Source organism: Neobacillus pocheonensis, from assembly GCF_050477905.1.
Taxonomy (GTDB): Bacteria; Bacillota; Bacilli; order Bacillales; family Cytobacillaceae; genus Neobacillus; species Neobacillus pocheonensis_A.
The window spans coordinates 1-19095 of sequence record NZ_JBCNAD010000043.1 but is presented as its reverse complement, the minus strand read 5'-3'; the positions used below and the strand labels follow the sequence as shown (position 1 = coordinate 19095).

16 protein-coding genes are annotated in these 19095 nt (G+C 38.5%); 10 read left to right on the top strand and 6 right to left on the bottom strand.

The genetic code is table 11. The features are described from left to right. The first annotated feature begins 144 nt into the window (after positions 1-144). Positions 145-1440 carry an IS110 family transposase gene (locus ABES02_RS22700; RefSeq protein ID WP_430139884.1) on the top strand — a complete coding sequence of 432 codons (1296 nt, stop codon included), beginning with the start codon at positions 145-147 and terminating at the stop codon, positions 1438-1440. Positions 1441-2110: 670 nt separating this feature from the next. Continuing rightward, on the top strand, positions 2111-2332 hold the full coding sequence (locus ABES02_RS22695; protein WP_430139882.1) for a hypothetical protein: 222 nt from the start codon (positions 2111-2113) through the stop codon (positions 2330-2332). A 291-nt stretch (positions 2333-2623) separates the two neighbouring features. Here ABES02_RS22695 and ABES02_RS22690 read toward each other — a convergent pair whose 3' ends face one another. The 4 genes from ABES02_RS22690 to ABES02_RS22675 form a co-directional block, all read right to left on the bottom strand. Further along, positions 2624-3421, bottom strand: coding sequence for an HAD family hydrolase (locus tag ABES02_RS22690; RefSeq protein ID WP_430139880.1), 798 nt, complete (start codon positions 3419-3421; stop codon positions 2624-2626). A 517-nt stretch (positions 3422-3938) separates the two neighbouring features. Continuing rightward, positions 3939-4136, bottom strand: coding sequence for a DUF2187 family protein (locus tag ABES02_RS22685; RefSeq protein WP_430139886.1), 198 nt, complete (start codon positions 4134-4136; stop codon positions 3939-3941). A gap of 208 nt (positions 4137-4344) precedes the next feature. Continuing rightward, on the bottom strand, positions 4345-5271 hold the full coding sequence (locus tag ABES02_RS22680) for a response regulator (RefSeq protein ID WP_430139878.1): 927 nt from the start codon (positions 5269-5271) through the stop codon (positions 4345-4347). A 6-nt stretch (positions 5272-5277) separates the two neighbouring features. Next, positions 5278-6507, bottom strand: coding sequence for a sensor histidine kinase (locus ABES02_RS22675; RefSeq protein ID WP_430139876.1), 1230 nt, complete (start codon positions 6505-6507; stop codon positions 5278-5280). Between the two features lie 210 nt (positions 6508-6717). Between ABES02_RS22675 and ABES02_RS22670 the strand changes: the two genes are divergently transcribed. Beyond that, the gene (locus tag ABES02_RS22670; protein ID WP_430139874.1) at positions 6718-7965 is read left to right on the top strand and encodes a cation:dicarboxylate symporter family transporter; all 1248 of its coding nucleotides are present in this window, start codon (positions 6718-6720) and stop codon (positions 7963-7965) included. Positions 7966-8101: 136 nt separating this feature from the next. Here ABES02_RS22670 and ABES02_RS22665 read toward each other — a convergent pair whose 3' ends face one another. Next, the gene (locus ABES02_RS22665) at positions 8102-8875 is read right to left on the bottom strand and encodes a HipA family kinase (protein WP_430139872.1); all 774 of its coding nucleotides are present in this window, start codon (positions 8873-8875) and stop codon (positions 8102-8104) included. A gap of 1050 nt (positions 8876-9925) precedes the next feature. Here ABES02_RS22665 and solA point away from each other — a divergent pair. The 6 genes from solA to ABES02_RS22635 all read left to right on the top strand — a co-directional run bounded on the left by solA (position 9926) and on the right by ABES02_RS22635 (position 17521). Next, positions 9926-11086 (top strand): N-methyl-L-tryptophan oxidase, encoded by a 1161-nt coding sequence (gene solA / locus ABES02_RS22660; RefSeq protein WP_430139870.1) that lies wholly within the window; start codon positions 9926-9928, stop codon positions 11084-11086. 257 nt (positions 11087-11343) lie between these two features. Further along, on the top strand, positions 11344-12723 hold the full coding sequence (locus ABES02_RS22655) for an MFS transporter (protein WP_430139868.1): 1380 nt from the start codon (positions 11344-11346) through the stop codon (positions 12721-12723). Between the two features lie 32 nt (positions 12724-12755). After that, positions 12756-14312 carry a histidine ammonia-lyase gene (gene hutH / locus ABES02_RS22650; protein WP_430139866.1) on the top strand — a complete coding sequence of 519 codons (1557 nt, stop codon included), beginning with the start codon at positions 12756-12758 and terminating at the stop codon, positions 14310-14312. A 91-nt stretch (positions 14313-14403) separates the two neighbouring features. Continuing rightward, positions 14404-15588: a helix-turn-helix domain-containing protein gene (locus ABES02_RS22645; protein WP_430139864.1), complete on the top strand. Its 1185-nt coding sequence runs from the start codon at positions 14404-14406 to the stop codon at positions 15586-15588. Between the two features lie 153 nt (positions 15589-15741). Then, positions 15742-16686: an aldo/keto reductase family protein gene (locus tag ABES02_RS22640; RefSeq protein WP_430139862.1), complete on the top strand. Its 945-nt coding sequence runs from the start codon at positions 15742-15744 to the stop codon at positions 16684-16686. A gap of 370 nt (positions 16687-17056) precedes the next feature. Then, positions 17057-17521, top strand: a complete 465-nt coding sequence (locus ABES02_RS22635) for a DnaA N-terminal domain-containing protein (protein ID WP_430139860.1) — start codon at positions 17057-17059, stop codon at positions 17519-17521. A 100-nt stretch (positions 17522-17621) separates the two neighbouring features. On the opposite strand, the gene ABES02_RS22630 is transcribed toward ABES02_RS22635, so the two are convergent. Next, positions 17622-18149, bottom strand: coding sequence for a YceI family protein (locus tag ABES02_RS22630; protein ID WP_430139859.1), 528 nt, complete (start codon positions 18147-18149; stop codon positions 17622-17624). A 277-nt stretch (positions 18150-18426) separates the two neighbouring features. On the opposite strand from ABES02_RS22630, the gene ABES02_RS22625 reads away from it, so the two are divergent. Continuing rightward, positions 18427-19044, top strand: a complete 618-nt coding sequence (locus ABES02_RS22625; protein WP_430139857.1) for a YARHG domain-containing protein — start codon at positions 18427-18429, stop codon at positions 19042-19044. Positions 19045-19095 lie beyond the last annotated feature (51 nt).

The window sequence follows — 19095 nt, the reverse complement described above, 5'->3', positions numbered from 1 at the left end:
AAACGAGGAACATTTCGCACAGCTAACCTGCTTCGTTAGCATTTCTGTAGATCGTTATTTTTCGACTTTGAAAAAAATAGGGCTCCTCAGTAAGATATGAGTATAGACACCACTCTAACTCATAACTTTAGGAGGAACCCTACTATGAAGTTTAAAATGCAGAACAAACAAAATCAACTAATAGAAAGAATTTCCGTTAAACATCTTGTTGTTGGCGTGGATATTGCTCAACAATTTCACGTCGCCAGAGCCGTAAATTTCCGTGGTATTGTAGTCGGTGATCCATTTACGTTCAAAAATAATGAAGAAGGGTTTACTAGTTTACTAAAATGGATTAAAAATCTTCAAAGATTAAACAACCTAGATGAAACAATTGTTGGGATGGAACCAACTGGACACTACTGGATCAATCTTTCAAAATGGCTCTTTGATCAAAATATTGAAGTAGTAACTGTGAACCCTCATTTAGTAAAAAGGAATAAAGAAAACCGTGATAATACTCAGTCAAAAAGTGATAAAAAAGATGCCTTAGTTATAGCTGATATGGTGAAGAACGGCTACTACTCTGAGGTTAGATACGCATCAGAATCATTTGAAAAACTAAGGGTTCTTATGTCTAACCGTGATGTAGTGGTTAAACGACTTGTAAGTTCTATCAATCAATTAAATCGCTGGGTGGATATTGTCTTTCCAGAACTCCGTCAAGTCTTTAAAGACATTACTGCTAAAGGGGCAATCGCAACCCTTCGTCTATTTCCAACTCCGATGGAATTGGCCACCAAGCAGCCTCATGAGATTATTATGGGCTGGAAATCACTGATGAAGAAGCAACCTGGAATAAAAAAGGCCCAATTACTTCTTCAGGTAGCCAAGAACTCCATCGGTTCAAGACAAGCACTTGATGCTTATAAATTTCATTTGGAGCAGTTACTTGAAGAATATGATTTAGCAGTAAAACAACTCGAAAGAGTTGAAAAGCAAGTTACCGCTGTATTGAATAAAATTCCTTATGCTAAAAAGTTGCTTACCATTAAAGGAATTAGTGAAATTTCCTTAGCTGGCATTTTAGGTGAAGCTGGAGATATTAGTGGATTTTCTCATGGTAATTCGCTACTTCGACATGCAGGATTACACCTCGCTGAAGCTAGTTCAGGAAAGTGGAAAGGACAAATTGTGTTATCAAAACGTGGAAGGTCAAGGCTAAGGCGATTCCTTTACTTAGTGACAATGAGCCTTGTGATGAACAACACCGAATTTCAAGCAATTCACTCTCATAATGTTAAGGTTAAAAAAATCAAGAAGATGAAATCAATTATGAAATTGATTGGTAAATTGACTAGAATTTTAGTGGGTATCGCTCGTCGAAATGAATCCTATAACCCTGAAAAAGTGCAAGCTTTAACACCATTGGCAGCGTGGAGAATGTACATCATATGGTAAATTATGGAGTTGTATAAAACTCCTTTATTTCACTATGCCTTCACGTGCCTATAACGGATCTGTCCTACCCTACATTTAGTCAGTACTAGTTATCAAGTTGTATGAAATCCTGCGAATAAGCGAGTATTCGGGAAATATTCGTATTAAACTGAGGGAGTTTAAGTGCATTTTTTCACAAATGCCATATCATAAAATGGAGCCTATAAAGGCTTATTAAAAATTACCGTTACAGAAAGTTCTGTACCACAACTTTTTTAGGTGCGATTTAGCATACCAGAAGTTTGATAATTTTATTAGAAATCCCTTAATAACAACAAAAAAAGGACAACCAAATCATTGCGATTTGATGTCCTTTTTCTAATGATTTTTTATGTTTTGTACTCGAAAACAGAACTCGTTACTTGTTAGGGGCTTTTTTGTGTTTAAGATGACTTTTCTATATTCATGTAATCCAATTTATTTCAGGACTTGTCAATTCAGATTTAGAATCTTTTACATACTTGATATTACTAGCCAGCAGCCATTCAGCATAATATGGGCTTAAGTAATTTTATGATTATTTAATCAGAGTATGTTATTTAAATTCTTAGATGACAAGACAAATACCCAAGAACTTTTACCCAAAAACACATAAACTCTACTGAACAATTAAATGAGGAGGATGAATGAGATGATTCCAGATTATAATGCCCTAAATACAAGGATTGGTGTAGGTGGACCAGGTTCAGGATTTGGTTTTGCACCAGGACTTGGCTTTGGAGCTCCAGGGCTTGGTTTTGGCTATCCACAGTACCATCACTACTACCCGTACCATCACCATCACTACTTTCCGTATCAGCAACACCACTACTACCCGTACCACCACCATCACCACTACCAATATCCATATTAAGATTTGCTGATAAAACGGTCCAAATATAATGAAAAGAAGTTTTCTGTGTAATAGGCGTGTTTCTAATAGTAGACACGCCTGTTACATTTAGGAACGTGGAGGCTTGATCATAGGGGACGGTTATCACGGCTTTTTTGAGCCATACGAACTGTCCCAATGGTGCCTGCTTGAAAATGGAAAGAGAGATGAAGTTTTAATTTCATCTCTCTAATTATTTATAGGTTTCAGTGTAAGTAGTGCGTTCTTCATAATAGGATATGTTGCCGCTCGTAAACAGCCTCCAATAATTCCCTAAATGGCATATGACTCATATGATTTAAGAAGATAGCGTTCTATAAACTCAGCTAATCCATCATTTTCGTGGTGTACTGTAACAAAATCGGCGGCTGCTTTAACCTTTTCGCTAGCGTTTCCCATTGCCACACCAGTACCGGCATGATGTAGCATATCTATATCATTAGGTCCGTCTCCAATGGCTACCACTTCAGTTGGACTAATTCGATATTCGGTAAGTAAGCTTTTTATAGCGGACCATTTGGAAACATTAGGAGCAAGCAACTCAAACCCGTCATTCCAATCGATGACTTCTGCTTCCTTTTTAAACAAAGCGGAAATTTCCGTACTTGATGTACCTGTTCGAACACTATATTTAAGCACATCTTGATAATTTGACTGTCTTAAATCACCAATATACTGTGGCGGAATTTGCCCAACTTTTGTCCAATAATCGATTTCTTCACTTGTTTCCTTACAATAAACCCCGTTTGCTGTATGGATTATAACATTCCAAGGATTTTCAGCCGTCAGATGGTGAAATCGTTCTTCGTTCAATCGGACGGTTTTCATTTGCGATACTCTTCCTGTCTCTGCATCGTGAATAGCAGCACCATTTAAACAGATCATGGGTGTTCGTAATTCAAGTTCTTTATGGTAAGGAGCGGTTACTTCATAGTGTCTGCCCGTGGCTAGAAAAACCATGACTCCCTGATTCATGAGGCTATAAATAGCTTCCTTATTTCGGTGGGAAATGTTATTTGAGGCTTTTAGTAGTGTACCATCCATATCAATAAATATTGCACGCACATTCATCTATATTGCCTCCTCATTCGTTGATAAACCAATCATAGCATCTGAATATTAATGGTTAGTAAACTGAGTGTATAGTTTAAATGAAGTTTAATATTCAGATTTGCACATTACATTCGAAAGCATGTATTACTTGGCGGACAACGTATCTAAATAAGGTTCACTTGGTTTTTTTGAAACATGAGAAGTCATATCCCTTAATTGAGAAACAAGTAATAGTTAAAATAAGCGGAGATTTTCCGGTTAGACTGCAGAATACAGCCCGGTTTTGGGGATATAAGCGGAGGTTTTCCGCTTAAGCAAAGAAAAATTACCCATTTTCACGTTTTAAAGGAAATTTTTAAAAAGGCATAGAGATTTTTGCAACTCTAAGCCTTTTTGACTGTGAATATACTGTGAAGTTTATGTGATTTGCTATGTGATTAGGTTTGTGATTTACCGTTTTGCACCTCACAAGTAAGCCCGATATTTTTCTTAATGCAGGTTTTCTTTTTTGGGATAAAGGGAGAGTATGTATTTCCTAAATTATTATGTCGGAATTGTGATTCCGTTTGATGATTTGGTAGCTCCTATGATTTAAAACAGTACAAGCATTTTCAATCCCAGCTTTTTCACTAATATCAGGATCAATCGTCGCAATAACTGAGTTATCTCGAACAATACTAACCTCACCAATCATTTCAATCCCTTTTTTCCAAAAGACTATTGTATCACCGATATTTACTCTGTTATTCTTCTTGATTGTCGGTCACCTCTTATTAATACTTAAATGAAAAAGCCCACCTAAAAAGCCTGGTGGACAAATCTTAATGCTTTTATACTAAATCTGTTGATTTGGATTTTCTATAAAATTCACCAAACTTCACTAAAAGTTAACAAAAACAAAACAAAAACCATGGAAAAAACCAAGGGAACACGAAAGCAATCTACCTATGTGATAGTCTGCCTTTTGTCTCCATTTGTAAAGCATAGAGGAATTTTTTGATGTCGATTCGGGTAGTTGTGGTGTGATTTTTTCCTTCCAGTTCGAGCATTTTCATTCTTACTTGGGTGTAGTCGAACAGTTTGGATGAGTAGTATTCGAATGTTGGGTTGGCATAATCGGTTAATCCCAGTGAAGCAAGATGCTCGAGCACTTGTTGGAGGATGCGGCGGATCCGTTGTTCCACAGCCTTGGCCTCTTTTCTTAATTCCTCTGGAGAAACGGACGAACCAAGTCGTTTTTGGGCCGCCTGTTCATACAGATCCTTCAAAGGCGGGAGGTCCCGATTTCCCTCTATGTCCCATTGATGTAAAATTTCTAGAAGATCCAACAAATCCTTTTCACCGTTTTTGCCAACAATCCCAAGTTCAAGCAAGATGCTTTTAGCAGAAGACGGGAACAAGGGTTGTTTACTTTGGAGAGTGTTCTCGAACGACCGATTTTTTGTATTGTTTGTTGTTAAGAAGCTTAAAGACTTTTGAATGTTATGAAGTGATTTTTCCAATAACAGATAGTCACTTACTTTCTTAATGACACTTACCATCTCAAGCCGGTTAATCGGCTTTGTGATATAATGCTCGACACCTAGGGAATACGCTTCGCTAATCATATCCTTCGTTTCGACTTGGGAAATCATGATGATTTTTCCCGGAAAGGAGGGAGCAATTTCTCTGACTGTCTCAATCCCGTCCCTGATGGGCATGAGCAGGTCAATCATTAGAATATCAACTTCCAGAACATCGAGGGTATCGACATTTACTTCAGACCCGTCTGCTGCCTCTCCCACCACTGAACCCAATCCCTCTTCTTCAATAATATTGGATATCATCCCTCTGATAGTGGGAGTATCATCGACAATAAAAAATTTCACCGTAAATCACCCCTTTTTCATTACATTTACGACCGGAAGCTGAACTTCAAAGGTTGTTCCTTCTTCTTTTGAAGACTCAATCAGGTTGATTTCGCCATCGAGATTTTCAATGACACTTTTTGTGTAGGATAAACCAATTCCATTAGAAGCGATCCCGGCTTGGTCAAATTTCGTCGTAAAGCCTGGTTCAAAAATATACACTTTGTTTTTTTTAGAAATTCCTTTTCCATTATCCTTTATCGTTATTTTGACTAGGTCTTGAACCTTTTCAGCCGTTACCACAATCTGCCCCTCCTGATGGATGGCTTCCACAGCATTGGCGATAAGATTATTGATTAGGGAAAGGAGGATAAAAGTGAGGTACTCCGGATGTTCACCAGAAATTCTTACCTGGAAATCTATCGTTTTTCCGAGCAACTCACTATAATTTTTATTCGAGATGGTTGCCACAGAAATGATTTCCTCAATGTTCATAAAATCATCTAAGTTTTCTTTGGCCATTAATTTGGACAAACCGGCATAAATACGTTGATTATCTTTTTTAATCTCGTGTAATTCCCCGGCGATTTTTAGCATCGCTTGTGCTTGATCCTGATTGTTTAGAGCTTTTAAATCACGGTAAATTGCATAGCAGGCGCTGGTTAACTTCTCCGCATCTTTCGCTGATTTTTCCAATTGAAACATTTCCACATTCAAATTTGAGACTAATAGTAAAACCTCTTCAGTCCGCTTTTTTTGCTGCTCTTCAGCTAACCTAGTTTCCCGCACTAAGATGGTATTGAAAAAACCGAGGACAAAGAAGCTGCGGATGATGGCTACCCCGATAATAATCAAGAAGCCCGAGGTGGTCATTTTCATATCGGTTGTAAAATGGCGAATGGTCATTTCGGTAACATTCCCCATGATTTCGAGCACCATGCCAACCAGACCAATGAGAAGCGGCCGATGATACAATTTCTTTACCTTGAAGACATGGAAAAATAGGCCGAAGACCGTGTAATAAAAAAACACGGGAAAATGGTCAGGGAAATCGAATGAGCCAACCTGTACCTTGTCCAGAATAACCCGAAAACAAACCACTGCACTTCCCGTTAAAAGGCCGGCTAAAACGGGATGGATTTTTCGCGACCATAACAAAATGAAGAAGAATACCGTTGTACTCATGCTGAATCTTAAATCAGCACCGCTTATGGGGTAAAACTTTAATTCTCCTGTAATAGGCACAGCAATCATCATAAATAAATACGCTAATAATTTATCGCGAATACCATCACTCCCCTTCTATCGTAGAAGAAATATTGCTAATTGTAAAAATATTTTTAATCCATTTTGTAGTTTTTTGTAGTTTATCGTAGTACTGCAAGTATGATAAAAATGTTGGGAACGTTTACAAACTATATTCTACTATAATACTATCAAAAAACTTTATCGATGGGAGAGAAGCGAATGAAAAAAATTAGTTTAGCCTGGCAAATTTTTATTGGTTTAATTCTGGGGATTATTGTGGGGGCCATTTTTTACGGCAATCCGCATATAGAGCAATTTTTACAGCCAATTGGAACCATCTTCTTACGATTAATAAAAATGATTGTCGTACCTATAGTTATTTCATGCCTTGTTGTCGGTGTGGCCGGTACGGGCGATATGAAATCGTTAGGGAAGCTCGGCGGTAAAACGCTGCTTTATTTTGAAATTATTACAACGGTCGCCATAGTTGTTGGGTTGCTAATCGCCAATGTTTTCCACCCGGGTACAGGCGTGGATCGTTCACAACTTGTTAAATCAGATATCAGTTCCTATGTAACAACGGAAAAAGCAACAGAGTCACACTCTCATATTGATACTTTTGTAAATATCGTACCGACCAATGTGGTTCAGGCGTTCGCTAATGGAGACATGTTGGCCATTATTTTCTTCTCCGTCATGTTTGGAATTGGTGTTGCGGCAATCGGTGACAAAGGAAAGCCGATTATCACGTTTTTTAGGGGCACGGCTGATGCCATGTTCTTTGTAACCAATCAAATTATGAAGATAGCTCCATTTGGGGTGTTTGCCTTAATCGGGGTTACGGTTTCGAAATTTGGACTGGAATCATTAATACCGCTCGGAAAATTGGTTATTACCGTTTATGGCGCCATGATATTCTTTATTGTTGTGGTCCTTGGCATTGTTGCAAAAATAGCTGGCTATAATATTTTTAAACTATTAGCTTACCTGAAAGACGAATTAATTTTAGGGTATTCCACTGCAAGCTCGGAAACCGTCCTTCCAAAAATTATGGAAAAAATGGAGCGAATCGGCTGTCCGAAAGGGATTACTTCATTCGTAATTCCGACTGGCTATTCCTTTAATCTCGATGGTTCCACCTTGTATCAGGCAATTGCCGCACTGTTCATCGCTCAAATGTATGGCATTCATATGAGCATTGGACATCAGATTACATTAGTCTTGATTTTAATGGTCACCTCAAAAGGGATTGCAGGTGTCCCTGGTGTTTCCATTGTCGTCCTGCTTTCCACCTTAGGAAGTGTCGGTGTTCCAGTCGAGGGCTTGGCGTTTATTTTAGGCGTAGACAGGCTGCTGGACATGGCCCGTACATGTGTAAACATTGTTGGTAACTCACTAGCTGCGATTGTTATCACAAAATGGGAAGGTCATAAAGTCATAGAACACACTGAAAAACAAGCTGCATAAGCGGCCATATTGGAAAGGCACAACTAGTGAATAATAGCTAGTTGTGCCTTTTTGGTTTTTATAGACAAGACCAAGGGGAGGGTTCTGGTGGCTTGCATAAACCATGAGAACCGTCCCTCAAGGACAGGTTGGGTCTTTAGTTCATATATTTTTTTAAAAATGTATACACTGAATCAGCCAGTGTTTTTTTCCGTTCTATCAGATAGGTAAAAAGTGCTTCTTTGTCTTTACGTGAAACATCCCAATCCATAGGAATATCCCGAATCACTTCTTCGATTGACGCTTCTGGCAATGACACGATTTGTTCAATATAAGAGGATATGATTTTTAAATCTTCTAGCATGCCTGCTGTCCAAATATGAACGACTGAATCCTTTTTAAACTTTTTGGTCTTTTGAAGAGTTTCTGCATTCCATTTGTATCCTCCTGGAAAACATTTTCCGTGATCAATCATATGAATCCCATATTGTCCATCCGGCAGTCGTTCTAAAAGAATATTGCTTTTAGTGCGGTCAGCGCCATACACCCAATAATCGAATACGAGAATTCCGGCCAAATCATGGGGATTTTTCACTTCCTTTATAGCCGGGTGAGGAGGTTTTTTCGCAAGCCCAGTGCAATTATTTATAAAAAGGCTAGCAAACTGGCTGCCTGGTTTGTAACGAGAAGAAAATGTTTTTGGTATTTGCTGAATTTGCTCCTCGGACATATTTACAATTTCAAATGGCACAACAGGCAAAGACAGAAGTTGTCCTAATCTAGCAACTACGAATTCGTTTACGAGCTCCCTTGTTCCGTGGAAATTATTTTTACATTTAACTGCATAACGATTACCATCACTAAACGAAAATAAATGTGCTGCTTTTCCTGATAGCGTCTCCAAATATTTTTCCGGTACTATCGATGTCATAACTAGCCCTCCTTTTAAAGTACCTCATATTAATATATTCAATAGAAGTAGAAGAGTGTTGGATAAAAGAATGAATGAAGGGAATTTCCGCGAGGTGAATTGGAAACTATGCAAAACAGTATTGAGTTGAGATAGGGTCGATTCTAGTTCCGTCACCTTTTTAAAAAAGCTATGTTAAAGAACATTGTTGATTAATGAAGCTCGTTGATTGGAGTGGAAGGCGCGAAGACTCCTGCGGGAGTACGGGGCTGGGGAGACCCCGCAGGAGCGAAGCGACGAGGAGGCTCCTCGGCACGCCCGCGAACCGCTCGCGCCTGGAACGGAAATCAACAAACTAGTTTAACGGAGCCTTAAAAAAAGACGCGCTTCGACGTTCTTTTTACAGATTCAATAGAATAAAACCAGGAATGGAATGGGCTGAAGGGAATTCTAATTAAACGTTTGAGTAAGGATGAAAGAGGGGAAAGAAGGTAGAATTTTGTTAGTTTGAAAGAATGGAGTCATTTTCTGGGGAATATTGTTCTTTTTTCTAAAAATGTCTAAGGATTTTCTTGACAAATATTTTTGTGCCAAGCTAACTAAAATCCGTTCAAAGCAGCGCTTTCTATCTATTTAATCAAACGATTATATAGTATATCACATACGAAAAATGGTCTATATTTGTCATTTTACAGGGAAAAGCTTGCTATGTTGGGATAGGGGTTAATTTTCATACAAATTTCAACAAGTTTTATATACGTTTGGTGGTAATGATACTTATGCTTCAAGGAATGCGGCAATTCTAATCAAACGTTTAATTGAAAGGGAAAATAGGGGAGAATGGGCGGAATTTGTAATTTATGGTCTTTTTTCAAATGTCAATCTCTGAAGGGTATTTCACGGGTTTATAAAACAACCTGATATTTTATTTAGGAAGGCCATGGGAACGTTTCTACTGGCATTCTAGCCATCAAATGTTAAATTAGAATGTATTTCCTAATAAATGAGAAGAAAACTCGCCAATTAGAAAGAAATTTCTGATATTATAATTTCATATTTGGAAGGATGTGTATGAGATTGAAGGAGCACTATGATGTTGTCATTGTAGGCGCCGGGTCAATGGGCATGGCTGCAGGGTATTACTTATCAACGCTTGGGAAAAGAACTTTATTACTAGATTCACATGATCCCCCTCATAGCTTAGGTAGTCATCATGGGGATACTAGAATTATTCGTCATGCCTATGGAGAAGGAAGGAATTATGTTCCTCTTGCACTCAGAGCTCAGGAATTATGGAGTGAATTAGAACAAGAATCAGGAACGAAATTGTTTTCTCCTACGGGAGTTTTGTGTGTAGGTGCAGAGGGTTCCTCATTTATCGAAGAAGTCATCAAAAGTGCCAAAGAATTTTCTTTACCACTTGAAATCCTATCAAGTGAAGAAATCAATGCTCGCTGGTCAGGCATCTCTTTACCAGAAGGATTAGTTGGATGTTTAGAAAAAAACTCAGGGGTCCTATATAGTGAAGAATGTATTCGTGCGTATCGCCGGCTTGGTATAGCGAATGGGATGACCATAATGCCTTATACAAAAGTGGAGAAAATAGAAAAGTTTGCTGAAGGTGCCATTGTACATACAGAAAATGAACAATATGCGGCGGAGTATGTGGTTGTATGTTCCGGGGCATGGACAGGGAAAATCCTTGAGGGAACAGGAGTAGACCTTCCACTTATGCCGACACGTAAGACTGTCTCGTGGTTTGAATGTGATGAGCATCTTTATGATTCCAACTGTTTTCCGGCTTTCTCTATTGATGCAGGAAATGAACATTATTATGGTTTTCCAAGTATGAATGGAAGCGGGTTAAAGATTGGAAGACATGATGGAGGTGAAAGGGTAGACCCGGATTGTTTCAACAGGGAATATGGTTCGGCTTCATCAGATGAGCGTGAGGCACGAAATTTTATTCAAAAGTACCTGCCAAAAGCCAATGGACGCTTGATTAAAGGCAAAACATGTCTTTATACCCTTACTCCTGATGAGCATTTTATAATTGACCGGCACCCGTCATATTCAAATGTCATGTTAGCTGCTGGTTTTTCCGGACATGGTTTTAAATTTGCAAGTGTCATAGGAAAAATTATTTGTGATCTCGTTACGGAAAGTAGAACATCCTATGATATTTCTATGTTTTCACTTCATCGTTTTTCAAATGAATGTAGAAATAAATAGAATAATAGAAATGTGCGGCTGATAAAGAGGGAAAACTTACGTGTGGTTTCCCTCTTTTTTTTAGCAGATTATCACACTAATATAGCAATATTGTGCTAATATTTCGAATTATCCTCTAGAGCCTTCTTTCCTTTAACATATTATAATTTAGTAAATTAATGTGTAAACGCAAACAAAAGTAATGAAAGGGAGTGAAAAGGGGTTATTTTTTTAACATAATAAATCTGAAAAATCAAAAAATAGAAAGGGAGTCTTATATGAACAATCAAAAATATTATATCGATGATGCCCCACTTAATAAATTTCATCTTCGAATTACCGCCCTTACGTTCGGTTCTAATTTTTCGGATGGTTATGCTTTAGGGATTATTGGAATGGCGCTTTCTTTATTAGGACCACAAATGAAACTAGGTGCCATATGGGAAGGATTAATCGGAAGCTCCGCTTTAATTGGCCTCTTTTTCGGGAGCCTGTTACTGGGAGGGTTATCCGATCGGATTGGCAGACAAAAAATCTACTTAGCTAATTTTCTGATTATCGGGATTGCCTCTGCGTTACAGTTCTTTGTTCATGATCCATGGACACTCTTCATTTTACGCTTATTGATAGGAATTGCCTTAGGAGGAGACTACGCGGTGGGATCGACTTTACTCGCTGAGTTTGCCCCTAGAAAGTATCGAGGATTATTACTTTCTTCTTTAAATGTCCTCTGGACAGTCGGTTATGTCGTTTCGAATATTGTCGGTTTTTATTTACAAAAAGCAGGCCCGGAATCTTGGCGATGGATGCTGATGAGTGCTGCTATTCCCGCTTTTATTTTATTAATATTACGTATCGGCACTCCAGAGTCACCACTTTGGTTGATTAAAATGGGACGTGTGGAAGAGGCCCGTGCCATTGTAAGAAAACATATTGGTCCAAATGCGATTATGGATGAAACGATTAAATCTAATTCTGAAAAGGCATTCCGGATGGTCGATCTTTTCAGTAAACATCTTTGGAAGCGGACCACATTTGGATCATTATTTTATGTATGTCAGGTGGTCCCGTATTTTGCCATTTATACTTTTCTTCCTACGATCTTAAGTAAAATGGGATTTGAAGAAACGTTTAGTATTGACATGCAGCTTAATCTTTTCCTTTTAGCTGGAGCCATCGTTGGGGTGTGGTGCACGGAAAAGCTTACGCGGAGAGGTTTCACCATTTATACGTTTATCATTCTGACCGTTTCTTTATTTCTTTTAAGTGTATTGCCTAAAGATTCGCATACGATTGCGATCATTATCTTTGCAACCTTCACATTTGTGATGTCTGCTGCTTCCAATCTAACGTTAATTTATCCTGCCGAACTTTTTCCAACAGAAATTCGCGGAACAGGTGTAGGTGTCACTACTGCTGTCAGCCGAATTGGTTCAGCCATTGGAACCTTTCTGCTGCCCGTTAGCGTTAGTTCATGGGGAATGGGCCCATCGATGATTGCGATGAGTGTGGTTCTATTGATTGGAACGATTGTCTCGATCGCATGGGCACCAGAAACAAAGTATCTGTCGATGAGCGATGTCAATAAGCCAGACCTTGAAACGGGGACCTCTTCAACCATTGATTCTTCGCTTTCAGGAAAAAGAAACTTATCATAAGCTTTATTTTTATAGATAAAGAGGTGTGTTAGATGATCAAGAACGAATGCTTACACCCAAGAGATATTAAAGAAGTTATTCTTGGAGATTATGAGCTTTCGATTGATGAGGTAGTCGCTGTTGCAAGGTATTCAGCAAAAGTTTCCTTTACAGAAACATACCGAAGCAGGGTGAAAACATCACGCGGGTTAATCGAAAAGTTTTTACAGGAAGAGCGCGCGATTTATGGAGTGACAACTGGGTTTGGCAGTAATGTTACAAAAGTAATTTCGAAGAACGATGCGGAAATCCTGCAAAGGAATATTGTTCGATCCCATGCTGTTTCAGTTGGGGAGCCTCTAGAAAAAGAAGTAGTTAGAGCGATTCAGCTCATGATCCTAAACCATTTAGGGCATGGATTTTCTGGTGTCAGTTTAGAAGTTTTAGAGCTTATGGCCGGATTATTGAATCAAGATATTTTGCCGGTTGTACCCGGTGATGGTTCAGTGGCCTATCTTTCTCCTGAGGCACACATTGCTTTAGTTTTAATCGGTGAAGGTAAAGCCTGGTATAAAGGCGAACTCCTTTCAGGGTGCGGAGCTTTAGAGAAGGCCGGATTAAAGCCCGTTACTTTAGGTTGTAAAGAAGGACTGGCTCTTCTAAACGGTACTACTTCCGTTACAGCGTTTGCCACGCTCGCCTTTTATAATGCGATACAAGCTGTCAAAACGGCTGATATTTCGGGAGCCATGTCGTTCGAGTCGTTAAAAGGAACGATTAAGGCTTTTGATCCTCGCCTTCATTCGGTAAAAAAGCACGAGGAACAGAGTAAAACAGCCCGGAATTTATTCAGAATTCTTCATGGAAGTCAAATTGCCGAACAGTACAAAGATTACCGATTGCAGGATGCTCTTAGTCTGCGCTGTATTCCGCAGGTCCATGGTGCCGTAAAAAAGGTAATGAAAAATACGCTGGAAAACCTCCTGAATGAAATGAAGTCCGTAAGTGATAATCCCATCATCTGGCCTGAAGGGGAGGATGGGATGGCCCTGATGGGAGGAAACTTCGATAGCTCGGCCATAGGAATGGATGCAGATGCCATGTGTATCGCGATGGCTAACTTAGCGAAGATAACGGAACGCCGGATTGATCGATTAGTGAATTATCATGTAAGTGAACTGCCAAACTTTTTAGTAGCTAATCCTGGTTTAAATAATGGATATATGATTCCCCAATATACAGCTGCCGGTTTATTAAATGAAATCAGAGTTCTTTCTCATCCAGCTACCATTGATAATGTGTCTACTTGTGCGAATCAAGAGGATGTGGTGAGTTTCGCCTATTTTGCTGCTAAGAAGGCCTATCAAGTCTCTAGGAAACTTCAATATATTATAGCGATTGAACTGATGCTGGGAGCGCAGGCCTTAGATTTCTATGAAACTTTGAGTACATCCATCGTCACAGGAAAAGTTCATCAGTTTATTCGAGAGACAGTACCAACCGTACAAGAGGATAGATTTTTTCATCCTGATATTGAAATAATTTTCCACCATATCCAAGAAGGAGAAATCGTTACACTTGTCGAAAAGTTGATTGGAGAATTAGAATAGTAAACATTTAAGAAGGAAGCCACTTTATCTTCAGAGAAAGGCGGCTTCTTTTTCTTTAAATTAGAAGATAGGATGAGCGAGGGGAATGATAATGAAGCAAGATTCAAACAGCGCTGCTTTTTCACATCTTCTGCTCTCTGGAACGCTTGTTCATGAAGGGACATTTGAAGAGGTACAACAAAGGTTCGGGATATTTATTCAACCCCATTTAGTGATGGTTATTTCAATCGATCGTTATCCAGATATAGCAAACGGGAATTCTTTAGAGTGGAGAAAAAAGATCGGGCAACTGCTAGTGGGAAAAATTGCAGAAACAGTCAGTATTCCATTTCTCTGGAATTGGATTGAAGAAGGGGTTCTTGCTCTACTCTTGGAGTTGGATGAAAAGGACTCAGAAGATGAGATTAATAGCAAAATGCTTCATATGGCAAAAGAAATTCAACTTTCGATTCATTCGAGTGACCTTTCTGTATCAATCGGAATTGGAAAATATTTTGAAAATCCATACCTCCTTTACCAATCCTTTATTGAAGCAAGGAAGTCAATGTCGGGGCGTTTTTTTCAAGGAAATCAATTAATCTTTCATTGCGAAATGGAACGGAATCAAGAGGCGTCGTTCATCAATCCGTTTAGTGAAGAAAAGGCAGAGCTGCTGGCACTTGTTAAAATTGGGGATGTAGAGGGGAGCATTAATCGTTTGAAACACCTCATGGAAAAGATAGCGGAGGCTTGTCATTTTAATGAGGATATTTTCAAAACTGAAGTAGTGTCCATCGTTTTATTAATGTCTAAAAGGGTAATGGAATCAGGGGCCAATGCAACAACCATCCTCACAACCAATACAAATTTTATTCAAAACTTGTACCATATCATTCGTTACGATAAATTTGTTAATCAGGTTTGTGAATATGCGGTTTGGCTTACAGAGCAATCCGTAAACACGAATCAAATGGAAGTAACTCCTTTAATTCAACAAGCGATAGATTATATTAAGGAAAACCATCAGAGAAATATTACTCTGAATGAAATAGCACAGTATTGCTGCTTAAGTCGGTATCATTTTAGTCATTTGTTTAAAAAAGAAGTAGGGTTAAGCTTGATTGACTATTTGAATCGCTTGAGAATTGACAAGTCTTTGCCGTATTTAGAAATGACTGATTTACCAATCAGTGAGATCGCTGCCAGAACAGGATTCCAGGATGCCAATTATTTTAGCCGTATGTTCAAAAAGTATAGGCAGTTCAGCCCTACCGATTATCGATTAGCACGAAATTGAATGGAAACTAAGACCATGGGGACGGTTCTCACGGCTTTTTCGAACCATGAGAACCGTCCCAGTGTGTTTAATAATTTTACCTAATATTGGACATGGAGCCAAATTATATAGTATTTTTATTTTGTGTCACGAAATTTTTTGGGAGGGATAAACATGGAATACCGTCGTTTAGGAAAAACAGGACTAAAAGTGAGTGAAATAAGTTTAGGCAGCTGGCTTACATATGGTGGGTATGTAGAGGAACAAAATGCTTCGGCTTCTATCGATAAGGCCTATGATCTTGGGATAAACTTTTTTGACACTGCCAATGTTTATATGCGCGGAGAGGCAGAAATTGTAGTCGGAAAAGCACTAAAGAAGTACGTACGTGATTCCTACGTTTTAGCCACAAAGGTATTCTGGCCAATGGGTGATGGGCCAAACGATCGAGGCTTATCCCGAAAACACGTCATGGAACAATGTCATGCGAGCCTAAAACGTCTGAACACCGATTATGTGGACATTTATTATTGTCATCGTTTTGACCAGGAAACCCCGCTGGATGAAACATTGCGGGCCTTGGATGACCTTGTTCGCCAAGGGAAGGTATTATATGTCGGGGTTAGTGAATGGACAGCTGAACAAATTACAGAAGCGGTTCATCTTGCAGACAAAAAGCTCCTTGACCGAATTGTCGTGAATCAGCCGCAATACAGCATGCTAGAGCGGTATATTGAAAAGGACGTTATCCCAGTAAGTGAAAAACATGGCATTGGCCAAGTCGTTTGGTCTCCTCTTGCCCAAGGTATTTTAACTGGTAAATATCAGAAGGGTGCTCAGGTTCCTGAAGGAAGCCGTGCATCACAGGAAAAATACAGTAACCTTTTTGGATTACTCACTGAGGAGAATCTCGATAAAGTGGAACTATTAAAAGAGGTCGCCAAAGACAATGACATGTCACTTGTCACCCTGGCATTAGCGTGGATTTTACGACAACAAAATGTATCCAGTGCTCTTGTAGGGGCAAGTCGTCCCGAACAACTAGAAGAAAATGTAAAGGCATCGGGCGTAAAGTTAAACGTTGAAACCCTCGCTCGAATTGAAGACATTTTAAGATAGGGCGCTGTTAAGTTTTAATATTAGATAAATTAGGAAGAAACACCGTAGAAGTGGTGTTTCTCCTAATTGACGATTTGTCCACCCTTACCACTCCCCCGAATACTCGCATCGCCCACCTTATCACAATACAACTTCACTTTTTAATTCATGTACAATTGAAAGTCTAATTAGAGGCGAAAAAATGCTGGCAGATGAATAAAAGCCGATACCAATTCTGGATAAACACAATATAATTAATTATCCATCGAATATTGCTTGGATGATGATTACCAATACATAAATGTAAAAAGCCAATGACTATTCCAGAAACGGAAAAAGTGCCTTTTTACAGTATGGTTTTCTGCTAATAAACTGGAGAAAGGGTTTAACTATGATGAACGAAAAATTCAGCAAAGGAACGTATAAAAGAATTGACGAAGAAAGGATTAGAAAAGCCTTAGAGAATGGCCGTTTTCAAGATGCGATTGTCCTGTTCAGCTATTCCGTCCTTACAAAGGACGAATTCACCCTGCTCCAGCAAACCTATGTCTCGGATGGTCCATCCGAAATGAAAATGAAAGAAACCGAAAATGACAACCCGCAGGAAGCGACCGTCCTTCAAAACACATCGCCCTGGGAACAAATCCTGCATTTCATATCCACTAAGATTTCAGCCACTTCCTTCGAATCATGGTTTAAACAGACTAAAGGAGAAATTGATGGAGACGTCTTAATCATTTCAAGTGGGGATTCCTACCAGAGGGATTGGCTGGAGGAACGATATTCCATGCTCATTTGGAGGGCGGCGGAGAACGTCCTGGGAAGGGCATATGAGGTCCGATTCACAGTCAGCTGAAGTCAAATGTGGGTGGATCCTTTTATGCCCCAAAGAAACTAAAGGGGCAGAATAATGGAATAAGAACAAGTAATAACGAATGAAGAAGATTTTGTATTCTTTATTCTTTCAATGCTTCAATTTGGATTGAAATGGAAATTTTATCTCCGATGATAAAACCAAATGGATTTATAGTTGAAGTTAAAGATAGACCATAATCGTTTCTATATATTTGGCCTTTACTACTAAATATAATTTTTTCATTTTCATAAGAATGCTTTCCAGGTCTATTAATAGAAATATTGAATGTTTCAAAACGTGAAAGTCCTCGAACAGTTAATAAACCGCAAATATCATACTGATCTGTATCCCTTTTCACAATATTTTTTGATTTAAATGTGATTGTTGGAAATTGCTCATAATCAAATAAATTCGTTCTAAGGATAGCATCTAGAATAGTATTATGAGTTTTAATACTAGAAACATCTATATTGAAATGAATATTTGCTGTAGTTAAATCAACTAGATCTGCCTCAATTGAAGCATTAAAATTTCGAAATGCTCCGTAAACCGTAGAAACTATCATTTTGTTTACTGAAAAATTAACATTACTATTGGCAGGGTTAACGTTCCAATTGGCTTTTGTCATTTTATTCCTCTAAATTCATCTGAGAATGTAATAATTACAAGAATATCATATCCCATTTTGGTGTGCATTACTTTAATTCGGCAGGAGTAATATTCTCTTTGAAATAATTAGTAGGTCAAAAACGAAAATGATGGAAAAGACAAAAAATTGGGTTTTCGTAATGATGGGATTTGAAATGCTGCTGTCACTTCAGAATAATATGTTTGAAATAATAATAGCCTCTTTTTGTTCTATAATTATGTATGATTGCAAGTTTAGAATAAAGGGGATTGTCTAAATGGATTTGTGCACAAATTGTGGTAGAAAATTATATGAATCTAATAAATTCTGTATAAACTGCGGTACGAGAGTTGCAACATATAATGAGAACATATCCTCAATGCTAAAATCCCGCATGGAAATAAAGAAAAATCGTTTGAAAAAAAAGAGGCTATTAGTTGGAATAGGATCGATTACTGGCTTGCTGCTGATCGTAAGTGTTACTTCCGTAATGGTTACAGGTTTCCATAAACCTGAACCTAAATCAAATTTAGCCGCCTCAAAAACGATGGATCAATCAAAAGATATTACCGTAGAAAATAAAGATCAAATTAGTCATAATCAGCAGTCAACAGAAGAAAAAGGTGAAAATCTTTCCTCTCCCGATTATATTTTGTCTGCAAGTGATAAACAGGTGTTGGGTGAAGAAGATATTGCGAATCTTACAAAACAGCAGCTGCGTTTAGCCAGAAATGAGATTTACGCACGTCATGGATATGTCTTTAAATCGCAGGATTTGCAAGAATTTTTTTCAAGTAAATCATGGTATCATCAAGACCCTTCCTACGATGGCTCTTTAAATGAAATAGAAAAAGGAAATGTAGCCTTCTTAAAAGCGAGAGAGGACAGGTTATAGGAGAACACTGCATTGAGAGAAACGCCCTTCGTGATCTGACCCCATAAAGTT

Coding starts and splice junctions, on each gene's coding strand:
- ABES02_RS22670 (WP_430139874.1), top strand. CDS start 6,718: ATGAAAAAAATTAGTTTAGCCTGGCAAATTTTTATTGGTTTAATTCTG.
- ABES02_RS22665 (WP_430139872.1), bottom strand. CDS start 8,875: ATGACATCGATAGTACCGGAAAAATATTTGGAGACGCTATCAGGAAAA.
- hutH (WP_430139866.1), top strand. CDS start 12,756: ATGATCAAGAACGAATGCTTACACCCAAGAGATATTAAAGAAGTTATT.
- solA (WP_430139870.1), top strand. CDS start 9,926: ATGAGATTGAAGGAGCACTATGATGTTGTCATTGTAGGCGCCGGGTCA.
- ABES02_RS22695 (WP_430139882.1), top strand. CDS start 2,111: ATGATTCCAGATTATAATGCCCTAAATACAAGGATTGGTGTAGGTGGA.
- ABES02_RS22675 (WP_430139876.1), bottom strand. CDS start 6,507: ATGATGATTGCTGTGCCTATTACAGGAGAATTAAAGTTTTACCCCATA.
- ABES02_RS22635 (WP_430139860.1), top strand. CDS start 17,057: ATGATGAACGAAAAATTCAGCAAAGGAACGTATAAAAGAATTGACGAA.
- ABES02_RS22655 (WP_430139868.1), top strand. CDS start 11,344: ATGAACAATCAAAAATATTATATCGATGATGCCCCACTTAATAAATTT.
- ABES02_RS22645 (WP_430139864.1), top strand. CDS start 14,404: ATGAAGCAAGATTCAAACAGCGCTGCTTTTTCACATCTTCTGCTCTCT.
- ABES02_RS22640 (WP_430139862.1), top strand. CDS start 15,742: ATGGAATACCGTCGTTTAGGAAAAACAGGACTAAAAGTGAGTGAAATA.
- ABES02_RS22690 (WP_430139880.1), bottom strand. CDS start 3,421: ATGAATGTGCGTGCAATATTTATTGATATGGATGGTACACTACTAAAA.
- ABES02_RS22630 (WP_430139859.1), bottom strand. CDS start 18,149: ATGACAAAAGCCAATTGGAACGTTAACCCTGCCAATAGTAATGTTAAT.
- ABES02_RS22700 (WP_430139884.1), top strand. CDS start 145: ATGAAGTTTAAAATGCAGAACAAACAAAATCAACTAATAGAAAGAATT.
- ABES02_RS22625 (WP_430139857.1), top strand. CDS start 18,427: ATGGATTTGTGCACAAATTGTGGTAGAAAATTATATGAATCTAATAAA.